General features: G+C 53.2%; 15 protein-coding genes. 4 read left to right on the forward strand and 11 right to left on the reverse strand.

The genetic code is table 11. The annotated features are described in order from the left end of the window. Positions 1–29 precede the first annotated feature (29 nt). Positions 30–719, reverse strand: coding sequence for an LrgB family protein (locus tag HV041_RS18530; RefSeq protein WP_003031745.1), 690 nt, complete (start codon positions 717–719; stop codon positions 30–32). Beyond that, entirely contained in the window at positions 712–1122 is a 411-nt protein-coding gene (locus tag HV041_RS18535; RefSeq protein ID WP_121585330.1) for a CidA/LrgA family protein, read from the reverse strand. Before HV041_RS18535 ends, HV041_RS18530 begins: the two co-directional genes overlap by 8 nt. Before the next feature lie 101 nt (positions 1123–1223). On the opposite strand from HV041_RS18535, the gene HV041_RS18540 reads away from it, so the two are divergent. Further along, complete coding sequence (locus HV041_RS18540) at positions 1224–2114, forward strand: LysR family transcriptional regulator (protein ID WP_040229800.1); 891 nt, start codon at positions 1224–1226, stop codon at positions 2112–2114. 84 nt (positions 2115–2198) lie between these two features. On the opposite strand, the gene HV041_RS18545 is transcribed toward HV041_RS18540, so the two are convergent. The 3 genes from HV041_RS18545 to soxR all read right to left on the reverse strand — a co-directional run bounded on the left by HV041_RS18545 (position 2199) and on the right by soxR (position 6403). After that, on the reverse strand, positions 2199–3845 hold the full coding sequence (locus HV041_RS18545) for a Na+/H+ antiporter (RefSeq protein WP_040229801.1): 1647 nt from the start codon (positions 3843–3845) through the stop codon (positions 2199–2201). A gap of 157 nt (positions 3846–4002) precedes the next feature. Beyond that, the gene (gene ghxP / locus HV041_RS18550) at positions 4003–5352 is read right to left on the reverse strand and encodes a guanine/hypoxanthine transporter GhxP (RefSeq protein WP_005132609.1); all 1350 of its coding nucleotides are present in this window, start codon (positions 5350–5352) and stop codon (positions 4003–4005) included. 592 nt (positions 5353–5944) lie between these two features. Next, positions 5945–6403, reverse strand: coding sequence for a redox-sensitive transcriptional activator SoxR (gene soxR, locus HV041_RS18555; protein ID WP_003826630.1), 459 nt, complete (start codon positions 6401–6403; stop codon positions 5945–5947). Between the two features lie 86 nt (positions 6404–6489). Here soxR and soxS point away from each other — a divergent pair, with 86 nt between their 5' ends. Then, positions 6490–6813 (forward strand): superoxide response transcriptional regulator SoxS, encoded by a 324-nt coding sequence (soxS, locus tag HV041_RS18560; protein WP_005132611.1) that lies wholly within the window; start codon positions 6490–6492, stop codon positions 6811–6813. Between the two features lie 2 nt (positions 6814–6815). Here soxS and HV041_RS18565 read toward each other — a convergent pair whose 3' ends face one another. Continuing rightward, positions 6816–8402 carry an EAL domain-containing protein gene (locus HV041_RS18565; protein WP_182294255.1) on the reverse strand — a complete coding sequence of 529 codons (1587 nt, stop codon included), beginning with the start codon at positions 8400–8402 and terminating at the stop codon, positions 6816–6818. 551 nt (positions 8403–8953) lie between these two features. On the opposite strand from HV041_RS18565, the gene HV041_RS18570 reads away from it, so the two are divergent. Further along, positions 8954–9235 carry a YjcB family protein gene (locus HV041_RS18570; RefSeq protein WP_048213921.1) on the forward strand — a complete coding sequence of 94 codons (282 nt, stop codon included), beginning with the start codon at positions 8954–8956 and terminating at the stop codon, positions 9233–9235. Positions 9236–9301: 66 nt separating this feature from the next. Here HV041_RS18570 and ssb1 read toward each other — a convergent pair whose 3' ends face one another. Beyond that, positions 9302–9826: a single-stranded DNA-binding protein SSB1 gene (ssb1, locus tag HV041_RS18575; RefSeq protein ID WP_003826621.1), complete on the reverse strand. Its 525-nt coding sequence runs from the start codon at positions 9824–9826 to the stop codon at positions 9302–9304. A 251-nt stretch (positions 9827–10077) separates the two neighbouring features. On the opposite strand from ssb1, the gene uvrA reads away from it, so the two are divergent. Beyond that, the gene (uvrA, locus tag HV041_RS18580; RefSeq protein ID WP_061067023.1) at positions 10078–12900 is read left to right on the forward strand and encodes an excinuclease ABC subunit UvrA; all 2823 of its coding nucleotides are present in this window, start codon (positions 10078–10080) and stop codon (positions 12898–12900) included. 77 nt (positions 12901–12977) lie between these two features. Here the strand turns inward: uvrA and HV041_RS18585 are convergent, their stop codons facing one another. From HV041_RS18585 to alr, 4 genes are all read right to left on the reverse strand, one after another. Continuing rightward, positions 12978–13334 carry an MmcQ/YjbR family DNA-binding protein gene (locus HV041_RS18585; RefSeq protein ID WP_048213923.1) on the reverse strand — a complete coding sequence of 119 codons (357 nt, stop codon included), beginning with the start codon at positions 13332–13334 and terminating at the stop codon, positions 12978–12980. A gap of 120 nt (positions 13335–13454) precedes the next feature. Continuing rightward, entirely contained in the window at positions 13455–14168 is a 714-nt protein-coding gene (aphA, locus tag HV041_RS18590) for an acid phosphatase AphA (protein WP_048213924.1), read from the reverse strand. Between the two features lie 247 nt (positions 14169–14415). After that, positions 14416–15609 (reverse strand): aromatic amino acid transaminase, encoded by a 1194-nt coding sequence (gene tyrB, locus HV041_RS18595; protein WP_182294256.1) that lies wholly within the window; start codon positions 15607–15609, stop codon positions 14416–14418. 129 nt (positions 15610–15738) lie between these two features. Continuing rightward, the gene (gene alr, locus HV041_RS18600) at positions 15739–16818 is read right to left on the reverse strand and encodes an alanine racemase (RefSeq protein WP_003844721.1); all 1080 of its coding nucleotides are present in this window, start codon (positions 16816–16818) and stop codon (positions 15739–15741) included. Between the last annotated feature and the right edge of the window lie 35 nt (positions 16819–16853).

The following is a 16853-nucleotide window of genomic DNA, read 5'->3' on the forward strand; positions in this document are numbered from 1 at the left end:
GCTTTCGGGCCGGAGGATTATATCTTTTCTCAGAACATCAGCCTCGCCACCAGCGGTGCCACCAGCACCATCACCACACCGGAAAGCATCATTACCAGACTGGCAACCACGCCCTCCTGCTGACCAAGCTCATACGAGCGCGCCGTGCCTGCGCCATGCGATGCTGCGCCAAACCCTGCGCCTTTGGCCATACCTTCGCGGATGGAAAGCCGTAAAAACAGCACATCACCGACGGCCATACCGAATACACCGGTCACCACCACGAACAAGGCCACCAGGTCCGGCTGCCCGCCCAAGGGTTCTGCCGCTGCCAGCGCAAACGGCGTGGTGACGGAACGTACCGCCAGGCTACGTTGGATCTCATCAGGCAACATAAACAGGCGCGCCAGCCACACGGAACTGGTAACGGCCACCAGCGTTGCCGTTACCACGCCCGCCGTCAGCGACATCCAGTGACGCTTAATCACGGCAAGGTTGTCATACACCGGAACGGCAAAGGCGATGGTCGCCGGGCCTAACAGCCACAGCAACCAGTGCGATTCACCAATATAGTTTTGCCAGGAAATATGCCCGAACACCAGCATCAGCACCAACAGTGCTGGCGTGAGGACCAGCGGCATCAGGGGTAATTTACGAAAACGGCGATACAAACGCTTATTAGCAAAGTAGATACCCAGCGTAATCACCAGACACAACACGCTTAGCTGGAAATTACTCACGGTTTAACCTGCTCATTTCATAGCGATACACTTTATCGACCACCCACGCCGTGGCACCGAGCACCATCGGCGTGCTTATCGCAATGACAGCAAAAATACGCCAGCCATCGACTAACAACAGCTGCGTATAGTTGACGACGGCCACCACTGCCGGAACAAAAAACAGCAGCATTTCAGCCAGTAACCAGCGGGCACCGGCGCGTATCCAGCTCAGCGGGATAACCCGGCAGAAAATTAATGCCAACATCAGCACCATCCCGACCAGGTTGGCGGGAAGCGGTAGATGCAGCCAGGAGACAAGATATTGAGCAAATACAAAGAGACCTGCGTACAACAGAACCTGAACGGGGATCTGGAGTCGTTGAATGACAGCAGGCGTCACGCGGCTTATCGCCACAGCCATGAGGGTATGTCCTTAAAAAATAGAGAGCGCCAGTATAGAGAGCCCCCGTCCAGGACTGAAATGAATTAAACTCATTGCAGGCATAGTCTTAAGGAATAATCATGGATATCAGAACGCTGCGATATTTTGTTGAGGTGGTGCGTCAGCAGAGCTTTACCCGCGCAGCGGAGAAGCTTTTTGTCACCCAACCCACCATCAGCAAAATGTTGAAGAACCTTGAAGACGAGCTGAACTGCACGCTGTTAATCCGCGACGGTCGGCGGCTTTTATTGACCGATACCGGACAGGTTGTTTTTGAGCGCGGTCTGGCGATTTTGGCCGAGTTTCGCCAGCTTGAAGCCGAACTTAGCGACATTAACCATCTGAACAAAGGGCTATTGCGCCTTGGTATCCCGCCAATGGTCGGTATGTTGATGGCAGGTCCCATCAGCCTGTTTCGCCAGCGTTATCCCGGCGTTGAGCTTAAAATATCGGAGTTTGGTGGCTTAACCGTCCAACAGGCAGTCATGAGCGGTGATTTGGATGTCGCCATGACGGCCCTTCCGGTCGAGGAAGAGAGTGGACTGGCAACCTTACCGCTTTTCAGTCATCCGCTCTGCGTGCTGGTCCCCCGCTCCGGTCAGTGGACAACGTGTGAGTCCATTTCCCCCGAGGCGTTAGCTGAGCACCCGCTGCTGATCTATAACGAAGATTTCGCCTTGAGTCGCCAGCTGCTTGAACTGTTTAGCCAGCACAACGTCAAGCCGCGCATCGCGGTACGCAGCGGGCAGTGGGATTTTCTGGCTGCGATGGTACAAGCCGGAGTCGGGATTGCCATTTTACCGGAGCCAATTTGCCAACGACTGGATAAACAGACGCTGCGCTGGATCCCGCTGGAGAGCGATTTACGCTGGCAACTGGGCATGATTTGGCGTGAAGGCGTGTATCTGTCGCACAGCGCTCAGGCGTGGCTGACATGCTGCGAAGGGTTTTGGTTAACGCAAGAATCGTAAGTGCCGGATGCGGCGTAAACGCCTTACCCGGCCTACAATTCGATTCCGTAGGCCTGATAAGCGTAGCGCATCCGGCACAACCGTTTATTGGTTCTCGATCAGCAACGCTTCCAGCAAGTCCAGATCGTGCAACAGTTTCTGCAGCGTTTCATTGCTGATTTCGCGCGTGGCGCGCAGGTGATAAAGCTCTGCACGTTCTGAACGCAATGCCGCCAGGCGGAAACGTCGCTCGAGGTTCTCTTCCTGTAATGAGCTTTCCACATCGTTACGTCCATCGACGCGACGGCGCAGGTTACCGATTACACGAGAGCTCACTTCGGTCAGCAGTTGATTATCAATATTCTCTTCGCTGTCCGCCGCCAGACGCTCTTCCATTTTCTGGATAGCAACAATCGCGACTTCCGCCGTCGCAGCGCGGGCTATCCGCTCTTCTTTCAGTTGCTGCGAGTGATCTGCCACTTCCAGGTGTTGCAGCAGAATCGGTAGCATCACTACACCGACAAACAGCGAGAACAGGATCACGCCCGCGGCAAGGAATACTAGCTCGTAGCGCGCCGGGAAGCCGCTACCATCCGGCAACAGCAGCGGGATAGAGAGCACACCAGCAAGCGTAATCGCCCCGCGAACTCCCGCAAAGGAGGCGATCAGGATTTCACGCGTTGTCCATGAGCCAAACTCCATCGGCTTTTTCTTCAGGAAGCGCAGACTGAATTTTTTCATCGTCCACAGCCAGCCAAAACGCACCAGCATCAGCGCTACGTAAATCAGCACGATATCGGTAAACAGCATCCAGGTTTCAACGTTCGGATCGGCTTCTGCCGCCACCAGAGAAGACTCCAGAATCCCCGGTAATTGCAGCCCTAACAGCAGGAAGACCATGCCGTTAAAGACGAACTCCAGCATTGCCCAGGTGCTGTTAGCACGTAAGCGCATCGCCAATGGCGCACGACGCATTACGCCTGAACGGGTTATCGTCATCCCGGCTGCGACCGCCGCGAGGATCCCGGAAACACCAATGTGTTCGGCAATCAGGTAAGAAGCAAACGGCAGCAGGAACAGCAGAACAATTTGCGTTGCCGGCTCATCGCCGCCCCAGCGGCTAAGAAAGCGCAGAGAGCGTCCATACAACCAACTGACGACAAAACCCGCCAGGATGCCGCCAATCGCTACCTTAAAGAACTCAACCGTCGCACCACCAACGGTAAACACCATCGTTCCCATTGCCACGGCCACAGCAAATTTCAGCGATACCAGGCCAGACGCATCGTTCATCAACGCTTCGCCCTGCAGGATGCCCATGATTTTCTTCGGTATACGCCCCTCGCCTACAATGCCAGAAAGGGCAACGGCATCGGTTGGCGATAACACCGCGGCCAGCGCAAAAGCGGGGATCAGCGGAATCCCCGGGACCAGCCAATAAATCATAAAACCAATGCCGACCACCGTAACCAGTACGAGCGCCAGTGCCAGACCGAAGATCTCTCGTCCGTGCTCCAGAAACTCACGCGTTGGCGTCTTCCAGCCATCGGCAAACAGCAGCGGCGGGATGAACAGCACCAAAAACAGCTCAGGATCGAATTCCACATGCAAACCAAACGTCGGCCACGCCAGCAAGGCGCCGATGGCGATCTGCATAAGGGGTAAAGGGAGTTGGAAGGGCAATACGCGAGTAAATACCCCCGACAGCGAGACCACAAGGGTCATGATGAGTATGGTGAAAAAGATTTCCATGCGTTCCCTGTTTGCGATGTTTCTTATGATTAGTGGTGAGAGGCGTCGTGCCTCAATTCTATCTACTCGAGAGTAACGCAAAAGACAACGAGTGTGTTCTGAAAATAAAAACGGGCGGCAAAAGCCACCCGTTTTCAGGATCAAGAGCGTATCGGAATTAAATAGCCCAACCGCCTGCATAGAATGCAACCAGCGCCACGGCAATCACCACCGTTCCGATATTCAGTTTTCGCCATTCGCCGGAAACAATACGGCCAATAACCAGAGTGGCAAAACCGATCATAATGCCGGTCACGATATTACAGGTCAGCACGATAAAGACAGCGGTAATCAGTCCCGCCATCGCGTCGACGAAGTCGGTAAAGTCGATTTTCGCCACGTTGCTCAGCATCAGCAAACCAACATACATCAGCGCCGGTGCCGTTGCGTAAGCAGGAACAAGGTAAGAGAGCGGAGAAAGGAACAGGATCAGCAGGAACAGAACACCTACGGTGATCGCCGTCAGACCGGTTTTACCCCCTGCCGCGGTACCCGCTGCAGATTCAATGTAAACCGCCGCCGGAGCAGCGCCCACCAGACCAGAGAACACGCTGCTCAGGGAGTCAGTCGTTAACGCTTTGCCGCCATCGATAATCTGACCGTCTTTATCCAGCAGATTCGCCTGGCCCGCAACCGCGCGGATGGTTCCGGTCGCATCGAAGACGGCGGTCATGACCAGCGCCAGCACGCTCGGCAGAACGACAGGGTTCAGTGCGCCCATAATGTCCAGGCTGCCGATCAGCGAGTTGCCGTTTTCGTCGCTCAGAGACGGCATGGCAAAAATACCGGAGAAATGCACGGCCGGATCGAAAATCAGGCCAACAACGGAAATACCGATAATAGTCAGCAGGATGCCACCCGGTACTTTCAGTTTTTCGAGGCCGATAATCACCGCCAGACCAATCAGCGACATAATGACCGGGAAGGTGTCGAAGTCACCCAGCGCAACCGGCAGGCCATCCAGCGGGTTCTTAATGACCAGACCAACACCGTTTGCCGCAATCAGCAGCAGGAACAGGCCGATACCAATACCCGTACCGTGCGCAACGCCCTGTGGCAGATTGCGCAGGATCCAGCTACGAATACCTGTCGCGGAAATGATGGTAAACAGAACACCCATCAGAAACACCGCGCCCAACGCAACAGGCACGCTAATATGCTGCCCCAGCACCAGGCTGAATGCGGTAAACGCCGTCAAAGAAATGGCGCAACCAATCGCCAGCGGCAGGTTTGCCCACAGGCCCATCACAATAGAGCCGACACCGGCTACCAGGCAGGTTGCCACAAATACAGCGGCTGGCGGGAAACCGGCTTTACCCAGCATTCCTGGAACTACGATAACAGAGTAGACCATCGCCAGAAACGTCGTTAATCCGGCAACGACTTCCTGTCGAACGGTACTGCCACGGTGCGAAATTTTAAACCAGGCGTCGAGTGAACCGCCGGTACGCGCTGAAGGCGTAGACATAGAAAACATCCCCTGAGAGTTTATTTTTCGTCATTATGCGTGCTGGACAATCCACTGCCTGCTTAACGTTTTCTCCCTGTGCCAGGTTTGCGTCAGTAGGGGTGTCGCAAAAAAGCAAACGTTTAGCTCCGCGCATAAAAACGGGTGGTAAAAAAAAGCAAACGATTATCTAGCGATCATGTACTGGTTTTCAACTGAACTTTGCCGCTTTTTACTCATTTCTTCTTATAACGCACAAGAAATAGCCAGTCGGTGCGCAAACGTTATCGTCAATGCGCAATCTGGCAACAAATTTCGCGCAGTTATTACAACCCCAGCGGTAATCTTTCACGTTAATTCGCGCAAAAAAACGAATGAAGATGCGGAAAATTTTTCGGCTAAAAAACCATCAATCGACTGGCAAATAGACGGGGGTGGCATACACTTACCTTATCAACACAAGCCGGAACCTCCCCTAATGTGCTCGACTGAGGGGTGTTGATGTCGGGGGAAACCCTCCCGTGAACCAGCGGGATAGAGTGAAAGACGAAGACCGGAACCAAACTAAAGCGCCCTCTGTGGCGCTTTAGTTTTATACCCGTATTTAAACCCATCAATCATCTTCCAGCAGGCGCGCCCCAGTTCCTTGCTCGCCCAGTTGATCGCCTGGGTTACGCAACGGGCAATCGCTGCGCGACAAACAACCGCAACCAATGCATCCATCCAGTTCATCACGCAACGCCACCAGGGTATGAATACGCCGGTCCAGTTCTTCACGCCATTGCGACGAGAGCTGTTTCCACTCTTTGGCGCTGAGCGAATGTCCTTCGGGTAATACCCCTAGCGCGTCGCCAATCGTTGCCAGTGGTATACCGATACGCTGGGCAATCTTGATAATCGCGACATAACGCAACACATCACGTTTGTATCGACGCTGATTGCCGCTGTTGCGCATGCTGCTGATTAACCCTTTGCTTTCATAGAAGTGCAGAGTTGATACCGCGACACCGCTACGTTTTGCGACTTCACCTGGCGTGAGCAGCGCTTTTATCCGGGGTAATTTCTTTTCCATAAATCGCTTTACCTCAAGTTAACTTGAGGAATTATACTCGCCCACAGACAAAACGACGAATCGAATACTGAGAAAGAGGCAGCCCTATGTCCCATCAGCAGATAATTCAGACCCTTATTGAATGGATTGATGAACATATCGATCAACCGCTGAACATTGAGGCGGTGGCGAAAAAATCAGGTTACTCGAAGTGGTATTTACAGAGGATGTTCCGCACGGTGATGCGTCAGACGTTGGGTGACTATATCCGCCAGCGCCGACTTTTGTTAGCCGCCGTGGAACTACGGACGACCGAACGACCTATTTTCGATATTGCGATGGATCTCGGCTATGTGTCGCAACAAACGTTCTCACGCGTGTTCCGCCGCGAGTTTGATCGTACACCCAGCGACTACCGTCATCGCCTGTAGGATTATTGCCCGCTCTGCGTCAGTATGGCGGGCGAGCGCTGTAGCCAGAGCATAAACTCCTGCGGCGGTAACGCTTTCGCAAAATACCACCCCTGACAATACTGAACGCCACGTTCAAGCAGCCATTCCATTTGATCTGCCGTTTCCACCCCTTCAGCAATTGTCTTCAGATGTAAGCTTTGCGCCATTTCGATGATATGTTCGGCAATCAGGTGGCTGGTACTGTTGGTCGCCAGCGTACTAATAAAAGATTTATCAATCTTCAGGATATCCACGTTCAGTGCCGCCAGATTGTGCAGATTGGAATATCCCGTCCCAAAATCATCAAATGCCACTTCATAACCGGCCTGACGGAATGCCTGGATTACCGGAGTCATTTTATGCACATCAATAAATCCACGCTCCGTCACTTCGACCTTAATTTGCTGGGCAGCGACTGAGTAATCACGCGCTTTCTCAGCGATCAGGGCAATCAGTCGGGATGAATGGAAATCAGAAGCTGAGAGGTTAATTGAGATATAAATCTGGGGATGCGCTGAAAGAAAATACCCTAAATCATTGAACACTTCTTCGACCACGTAATCCGTGATCCTTTCAATCATGCCTTCTTTTTCAGCCAGCGGAATAAATTCCGTCGGGCTCATGACCTCGCCTTTGCAACCTGGCCAACGCATCAGCGCCTCGGCCCCCACACATTGACCATTCTTGATATCGATGATCGGCTGGTAATGCAGGCGTAGCTGGCGTTTTTCCAGCGCACGCCTTAACAAACGACGAGGGGAATGGTACTGCTGGCGTGTACGCCACCACATCAACAACATCAGAATGCTGCAGATCACCCCAAAGGGGATCGTGAGTGCGGCTTCGTGATAGAAATTTTGATGGACGCGATCGCGGGTCGTCGAAACAATAATCGCGATCGGGCGCTTCTCAGAACGAACGATGGTATAGAACCGATCGTCCAGTTGGAAGGTAGAGGCTTTACCGCGCACCAGCGGCAGAAATTGCTTAACATGCGCCTGATTGCTGGCGGAGAAGAAAGTATCCGTTATCGTGTCATAGACGCCCCACAATAGGCCAGGGTCATCTGACATGACTTCGCTGTAAGATAATGGGTTAATGACAACGACGTAGTTTCCTCTTTGCATATACGTCATGTTGTAGCCAGAGAAAAAAGGCGTATCGCGATAGTAATAGATCGAAACGTCCGGCGTACGTTTATAGTCAGCGGTTGGCATAATATAGGGAACTGACGGTGCCATCGACGCAGAGCACAAAAAATGATCATCTTGTGCATAAATTAGCTCGCTGATATATAAACGTCCGCGAATAATATTCAGCATACTTTTCTGATGGGCAGGGGTACACATCTTACCCTGATACAGCTGAGCCATATCACGCGCTAAATCAGCTTGCTGGATCACCAGTTCCGTTTTATTTAACACCAGTTGAGCAAATGAGTGGAGTTGAGTGCGGGTTTCGGACATCGCCCGGATATGAGCAAACCATAGCGCCAGCACCACGGGGAGCAATACCACCGTGAGCGTGCCGAGGAGCTTCAGCATCTTGCTTTGCGCACTGAGATTCATGTCAGCCCTATTTCCCTGTTTCGTATATGCCAGTACCCATCAAGGCAGGATGCTATAAACACCAACTGGTTAAGTTGCATGAATCTATCAACATTATCAACAGACGTCTCTATGTAAAAGTCTGATAATAGTGGATGATGATATTATTTTCCCGTAAGGCAAACTTAAAGTTACGCTTATTTTGCAACATCATTATCAAGAAAGAGTAATGTTTTACACGCGTTATACTGGCGGCACGTATAAAACACATTAACTTTTTTAACGATTAATTTCGGATAAAGAAAACAAGTAACATGAATGCATCTTACATAACGCATAATTTATTATTCGTTTATGAATCAAGATAACCATACAATTAACATGGATAAGAACCGGCAAAAATAACGTCAGATACTGGTGAACAAACGAGCAAATGTGATATAGTTCACAGAAATAATGTAACAGAAAAATTGTTTCATTCATGTTATTGCCCGTCGATAGCCAGAGTACCACACCCTCTGTGAATAACCCCGCGCTGTCCTGGGCATCAAGACTTTCTGAGGACGTTTTTCATGGCAACAATAACAACTGGCGTAGTTCTTCTGCGGTGGCAACTGCTCAGCGCAGTACTGATGTTTTTAGCCAGTACGCTCAATATTCGTTTTCGTAAATCAGATTATGTTGGACTGGCCGTTATCAGCAGCGGTTTAGGGCTTGTTTTTGCCTGCTGGTTTGCAACCGGATTACTCGGTATCACCCTGGTAGATGTATCCACTATCTGGAATAACATCGAATCCGTGATGCTCGACGTGATGAGCCATACTCCGCCAGACTGGCCGATGGTGTTGAACTGATAACAGAAAGGAATGGGGTTACCCCGACGCTGGGGCAACCCTGATTTACGAAATAAAGCAGAGGAATTAGAACGGAATATCGTCGTCGAAGTCCATCGGCGGTTCGTTAGACGGCGCTGCCGGAGCGGACTGCTGCGGACGAGACTGTGCGCCGCCGCTGAACTGGTTGCCGCCCTGCGGCTGCTGAGGCTGACCCCAACCACCCTGCTGCTGACCACCACCTGCCGGCGCGCCGCCGCCCTGACGACCACCCAGCATTTGCATGGTGCCGCCAACGTTAACAACGACTTCAGTGGTGTATTTTTCTACGCCGGATTGATCGGTCCATTTGCGGGTACGCAGTTGGCCTTCAATATAGACCTGAGAACCTTTACGCAGATATTCGCTGGCGACTTCCGCCAGTTTGCCGAACAGCACAACACGGTGCCATTCAGTCTGCTCTTTCATTTCGCCGGTCGCTTTATCACGCCAGGATTCGGAAGTAGCCAGCGTAATGTTGGCAACTGCGCCACCATTCGGCATATAGCGTACTTCCGGGTCCTGGCCCAGATTACCGACGAGAATCACCTTGTTTACGCCTCTGCTGGCCATGATCGTGTCTCCTGAAAAACGTTACTGAATAAGTGTAAGCGCGGGATTGTAGCATTTCCAATAGCGCTTTTACTACGTTGCGAAGTTGATTCCAGTAAACAACCTCCGCCAGACATTGTTGCACAGGAACATGCGTTTTGCATTCCAATACTGTATATCCATTCAGGTCAGGTTGTGTCATAATTAACCGTTTGTGATCGCCGGTAGCACCATGCAGCCAGGCAAAAAAGCGTTTAATCCGGGAAAGATGAATGGATAAGATCGAAGTTCGGGGCGCCCGCACCCATAATCTCAAAAACATCAACCTCGTCATCCCGCGCGACAAGCTGATTGTCGTCACCGGGCTTTCGGGCTCAGGCAAATCTTCGCTCGCTTTCGACACCCTATATGCCGAAGGGCAGCGTCGTTACGTTGAATCCCTTTCCGCGTACGCGCGTCAATTTCTGTCGCTGATGGAAAAACCGGACGTCGACCACATTGAGGGGCTCTCTCCTGCCATCTCAATTGAACAAAAATCGACGTCCCATAACCCGCGATCCACGGTAGGTACAATTACCGAAATTCACGACTATCTGCGTCTGCTGTTTGCCCGCGTTGGCGAGCCGCGCTGCCCGGATCACGACGTTCCCCTGGCAGCGCAGACCGTTAGCCAGATGGTGGACAACGTCCTGTCGCAGCCGGAAGGCAAACGTCTGATGCTGCTGGCGCCGGTAATTAAGGAGCGTAAAGGCGAGCACACCAAAACGCTGGAAAACCTGGCGGGCCAGGGCTATATCCGCGCCCGTATCGACGGCGAAGTGTGTGACCTTTCCGATCCGCCCAAGCTTGAGCTGCAAAAGAAACACACCATCGAAGTGGTGATTGACCGCTTTAAAGTCCGTGACGATCTCACCCAACGACTGGCTGAATCCTTTGAAACCGCGCTGGAACTGTCCGGTGGTACGGCGGTGGTCGCCGATATGGACGACCCGAAAGCGGAAGAGCTGCTGTTCTCCGCCAACTTCGCCTGCCCGATTTGCGGCTACAGCATGCGCGAACTGGAACCCCGCCTGTTCTCGTTTAACAACCCAGCGGGCGCGTGTCCAACCTGTGACGGTCTCGGCGTGCAGCAGTATTTCGATCCTGACCGGGTGATTCAAAACCCGGAACTGTCGCTGGCCGGTGGCGCCATCCGCGGTTGGGATCGCCGTAACTTCTATTATTTCCAGATGCTTAAGTCGCTGGCGGAACACTATAAGTTCGATGTCGAAGCCCCGTGGGCCAGCCTGAACCCTACTGTGCATAAAGTGGTGCTGTACGGTTCGGGTAAAGAAAATATCGAATTCAAATACATGAACGATCGCGGCGATACGTCCGTACGTCGTCACCCGTTTGAAGGTGTGCTGCACAATATGGAGCGCCGTTATAAAGAGACGGAATCCAGTGCGGTACGCGAAGAATTAGCCAAATTCATCAGTAACCGACCGTGCGCCAGCTGTGAAGGGACGCGTTTACGTCGCGAGGCCCGCCACGTATTTGTCGAAAATACGCCACTGCCCGCGATTTCCGACATGAGCATCGGTCATGCGATGGATTTCTTCAACAACCTGAAGCTTGCAGGTCAGCGGGCGAAGATTGCCGAGAAAATTCTTAAAGAGATTGGCGATCGTCTGAAGTTCCTGGTCAACGTCGGCCTCAACTATCTGACGCTGTCGCGTTCAGCGGAAACGCTCTCCGGCGGCGAAGCTCAGCGTATTCGCCTGGCAAGCCAGATCGGCGCGGGTCTGGTCGGTGTAATGTACGTGCTGGATGAACCGTCTATCGGTCTGCATCAGCGCGATAACGAACGTCTGCTGGGTACGCTTATCCACCTGCGTAACCTGGGTAATACCGTGATTGTGGTCGAGCACGATGAAGATGCGATTCGCGCCGCTGACCACGTTATCGACATCGGCCCCGGCGCGGGCGTTCACGGCGGCCAGGTGGTTGCTGAAGGAACGCTAAAAGATATCATGGCGGTGCCTGAGTCGCTAACCGGCCAGTACATGAGCGGTAAGCGCAAAATTGAAGTACCGAAACAGCGCGTGGCGGCTGACCCGGAAAAAGTGCTGAAGCTCACCGGCGCACGCGGTAACAACCTGAAAGATGTCACTCTGACGCTGCCGGTTGGTTTATTTACCTGCATTACCGGGGTTTCCGGCTCAGGTAAATCGACGCTGATCAACGATACGCTGTTCCCAATTGCGCAGACGGCGCTGAACGGTGCGACGCTGGCGGAACCTGCGCCGTATCGCGATGTTCAGGGTCTGGAACATTTCGACAAAGTCATCGATATTGACCAAAGCCCGATTGGCCGTACGCCGCGCTCTAACCCGGCAACCTACACCGGCGTGTTTACGCCAGTGCGCGAACTGTTTGCCGGCGTGCCGGAGTCACGTGCGCGCGGTTACACGCCAGGCCGTTTCAGCTTTAACGTCCGTGGTGGACGCTGTGAAGCCTGTCAGGGCGACGGCGTGATCAAAGTCGAAATGCATTTCCTGCCGGATATCTACGTGCCGTGCGATCAGTGCAAAGGTAAGCGCTATAACCGCGAAACGCTGGAGATTAAGTACAAGGGCAAGACTATCCACGAAGTGCTGGATATGACGATTGAAGAAGCCCGTGAGTTCTTCGATGCCGTTCCGGCGCTGGCGCGTAAGCTGCAAACACTAATGGACGTTGGTCTGACGTACATCCGTCTGGGGCAGTCCGCAACGACCCTCTCAGGCGGTGAGGCGCAGCGCGTGAAGCTGGCGCGTGAGTTGTCAAAACGCGGTACCGGGCAAACGCTGTATATTCTCGATGAGCCGACCACCGGTCTGCATTTTGCGGATATTCAGCAACTGCTGGACGTGCTGCATCAGCTCCGGGATCAGGGCAACACCATCGTGGTGATTGAGCACAATCTGGACGTGATTAAGACCGCTGACTGGATTGTCGATCTCGGTCCGGAAGGCGGCAGCGGCGGCGGGGAAATTTTAGTCTCCGGCACACCGGAGACGGTCGCTGAGTGTGAAGCCTCACACACGGCGCGTTTCCTCAAACCGCTGTTGTAATCCTGCCCTTATCAGGCCTACGGGCACATATCCTGTAGGCCGGATAAGTCGCTGGCGACGCCATCCGGCAAAACGGATCAAGGCTGCACCAGCAACCTGCGTTTATCTTCCGGCAAGGTGTTTATGGCCTGCTGGTAAGACGCGTCCACCAGATAATAAATCTGTGAACCCGGCAGTGAGCCGTCAAGATACACCGTGCTCCAGTGCGCTTTATTGAGATGGCGGCTGGGTCGCACGTCTTTATGTTGCTGACGCAGCAATTCTGCCAGTTCAGGGCTGGTTTTCAGAGAGACCGCCGGGCGACCTTCGACCTCTTTGACCATGGCAAAAAGTACATCTTCAACTTTGATTTGCGTGGCTTTCCAGTCACTATGCACGCTCTGCTCCGCACCCGTTTTTGCCATGCAGTATTGCAGCAACTCCGAATTCGTCATCTTTATTCCCCTTACCAGCATATTGCCTAATGAGAACATCTTTTATTCAGTGTGCAGCAAGTCCGCAAAAGGTAAAAGCCAGCAGCGTAAATTTGTTTAAAAAAGCAGCATTTCGTATTCTCAATACTCCGAGTTGACGATCACCTCTTCACCAAACGCGCCAGCCTGCGGCAGCGGTTTATAGGTAGAGTTAGAGGCGCGTAAAATACGGATACCGCGGATTCCTACGTCGCGAGCGGCGGTGATGTCATTGTCGGAGTCACCGTAGAACATGCGGATGCTTTTATCCTGCAACCACTGCGTTTTGGTGTTCTGACCGGGTTTATCACCGGCAAAAATGACCGGATTCATATTGCCGGCCGGAATGTGAAAGTTATCGGCCAGCGTTTTCGATACCGTTTCGGTCTTCGTCTGACTACGCCCGGTCACGAAAAAGATGCTGTCGCCACGACGCACATGCATATCAATCAACTGACGCGCCACTTCTTTCGGAATACTGAATTCATCCCAGCCATTGTTCATTTTTTCCCAGAAGGCCGGATTCTTCAGGTAATCCTCACTGTCCGGGGAATACGTTTTTTTACCGCGCCAGAAGCCCGGGCTGGAAAAGAGAACCGTATCATCGATATCAAAGCCAACGGCCATCGGCGGGCGTCCGGTCAGGCTGTTTTCGATTTGTGCCACGGAGACCCAGTGAATGGGGGCCTGCTCAGCGAGTTTTGCAACGTTGGTGCCCGGATTAAGCTGAGAAGGAGAGGAAACTAACGCCTGAGCGGGCTGATTTAACGTGAACAATAAACAAACGGCACTCAGTGCCAGGGTAAACTTGCGCATATTTTTCCCTAAGTAGTCAGTTAGTTATGATTTTTTATTTAACAACTGGTCAAAAAACTATCTGACCTTACCCCCTGGGGGAAGGGAAAGGAAGGATTTTCTCTGGTTTTGTCCAGGAAAAGGAGCATGATCACACAGGAAAGTACGCCTGATGGCGCTCCGCTTATCAGGCCTACAAACTAAAATCCATGTATCCTTGTAGGACAGATAAGGCGTTTACGCGCCATCCGGCATCACACAAAGCCGATTACATGACGGCGGCAAATGCCTTCGCCACGCGCTGCACATTACCGTGATTCAACCCGGCCACGGACATACGTCCGCTGGCAATCAGGTACACACCGAACTCATCGCGCAGGCGATCAACCTGGGCTGCGCTGAGCCCGGTATAGCTGAACATACCGCGCTGTTGCAGCAGGTAATCAAAGTTACGGCCCGGGATCTCCGCATTCAATACGTTAACCAGTTCCTGACGCATCGCCAGAATGCGGGTACGCATTGCCTCAACTTCCGCCAGCCAGCTCGCTTTCAGCTCTTCATCCCCCAGTACCGCGGCAACCACCTGCGCACCAAAGTTTGGCGGACTGGAGTAGTTCCGGCGCACCGTCGCTTTTAGCTGCCCCAGAACGCGGCTGGCAGCATCGGCGTCTTCACACACCACAGAAAGCCCGCCAACACGTTCGCCATACAATGAGAAAATTTTGGAGAATGAGTTGCTAACCAGAGTTGGTAAACCAGCACTCGCAATCGCACGGATGGCGTACGCATCATCTTCCATTCCGCCACCAAAACCCTGGTAGGCAATGTCGAGGAACGGGATCAGGTCGCGCGCTTTCAGGATCTCAATCACCGCATCCCACTGTGCTGGTGTTAAATCCGCACCCGTGGGGTTATGGCAGCACGGATGCAGCAGCACAATGCTACGCGCCGGTAAGGTATTCAGCGCTGCCAGCAGATCGTTGAAACGCACGCCATTAGTCGCGTTGTCATACCATGGGTAAGTACTTACTTCGAATCCCGCCCCTTCAAAAATCGCGATGTGGTTTTCCCAGGTCGGATCGCTGACCCACACGCCAGAATCAGGGAAATAGCGCTTCAGGAAGTCTGCGCCAACCTTTAGCGCGCCGGAGCCGCCCAGCGTCTGAATGGTTGCCACGCGCTGCTGCTGGAGAACCGGATGATCTGCGCCAAACAGCAGCGGCGCAATAGTATGACGATACGTGTTCAGACCTTCCATCGGCAGATACAGCGAAGCACCATGCGGTTTGGCATTAAGTCGAGCTTCCGCTTCCGCCACCGCTTTAAGCTGAGGAATAATTCCGTCTTCGTTGTAATACAGGCCTATGCTGAGGTTCACTTTGTCGCTACGTGAATCTTCTTTGAAGCGCTCCATGAGCGATAAAATCGGGTCGCCGGCGTAGGCGTCAACTTTTTGAAACACGTGTGGTTCTCCAGGTTTACAGGCAAGGGTTAAGAACACAATAAACCGGAAGCGGGAGAAGATCGAGAGGATGTTGAGAGGAATATTGCCGGATAGCGGCGTAACCGCCTTATCCGGCACATCATGCGCTTAATCGATATACTTCATCGCCACGCGCGACGTCAGGCGCGTAATAAGTTCGTAAGCACTTACTTTCGTCATTTCAGCAATGCGTTCAACGGGCAGGCCTTCCCCCCACAGAATCACCGAATCGCCGGCTTTATCCTGCGCCTCGGGGCCTAAATCGACGCAGATCATATCCATCGCGACGCGGCCGACGATCGGCACTTCACGGCCATTAACCAGCACCGGCGTCCCGGACGGCGCCGCGCGCGGATAACCATCACCATAGCCCATTGCCACCACGCCGAGACGCGTGTCGCGCTCGCTCAACCAGGTACCACCATAACCAACCGGCTCGCCCGCTTTGTGCTCACGCACCGCAATCAGGCTGGAGGTCAGCGACATCACCGGCTGACAGCCAAAATCAGCACCGATAGAGTGGTTTTCCAGCGGCGACACACCATACAGAATCAGTCCCGGACGCGCCCAGTCGAAGTGAGACTGTGGCCACAGCAGAATACCGCCCGATGCGGCAATCGAACGCTGCCCAGGTTTGCCCTCGCAAAAGCTGTTGAAGATATCGAGCTGTTTTTCCGTCGCGCCGCATTCAGGTTCGTCTGCGCGCGCAAAATGGCTGACGATATTGACCGGCTGGCGCACATTTTCACATTGAGTTAGGCGCTGATAAAACGCCTCGGCCTGCTCAGGGCGTACGCCCAGGCGGTGCATACCGGTGTCGAGCTTCATCCAGACGGTAACGGGTTCAACCAGATTAGCGGCTTCCAGGGCTTCGAGCTGCTCCTGGTTATGGACGGCTGTATGCAGACGCTGCGCGGAAATAGTCGGCAGATCGGAGGCATCAAAAAATCCCTCCAGCAGCAGGATGGGCTGCGTGATCCCACCCGCTCGCAACCGCAGGGCTTCTTCAAGACGAGCGACACCAAAAGCGTCCGCATCGGGGAGCGTTCGCGCGGTCTCTAACAGACCATGGCCGTAGGCGTTCGCTTTCACGACCGCAACCAGTTTACTGGCAGGAGCCAGTTCACGCAGACGTTGCAGGTTGTGTCGCAGAGCGCGGCGGTTAATGACTACAGTTGCCGCTTGCATTTGTATTCCTTAATAAAAGAATCTCCTTAATCATT

The sequence above is a fragment of the Citrobacter sp. RHBSTW-00029 genome (genome assembly GCF_014104295.1).
Lineage (GTDB): Bacteria > Pseudomonadota > Gammaproteobacteria > Enterobacterales > Enterobacteriaceae > Citrobacter > Citrobacter youngae.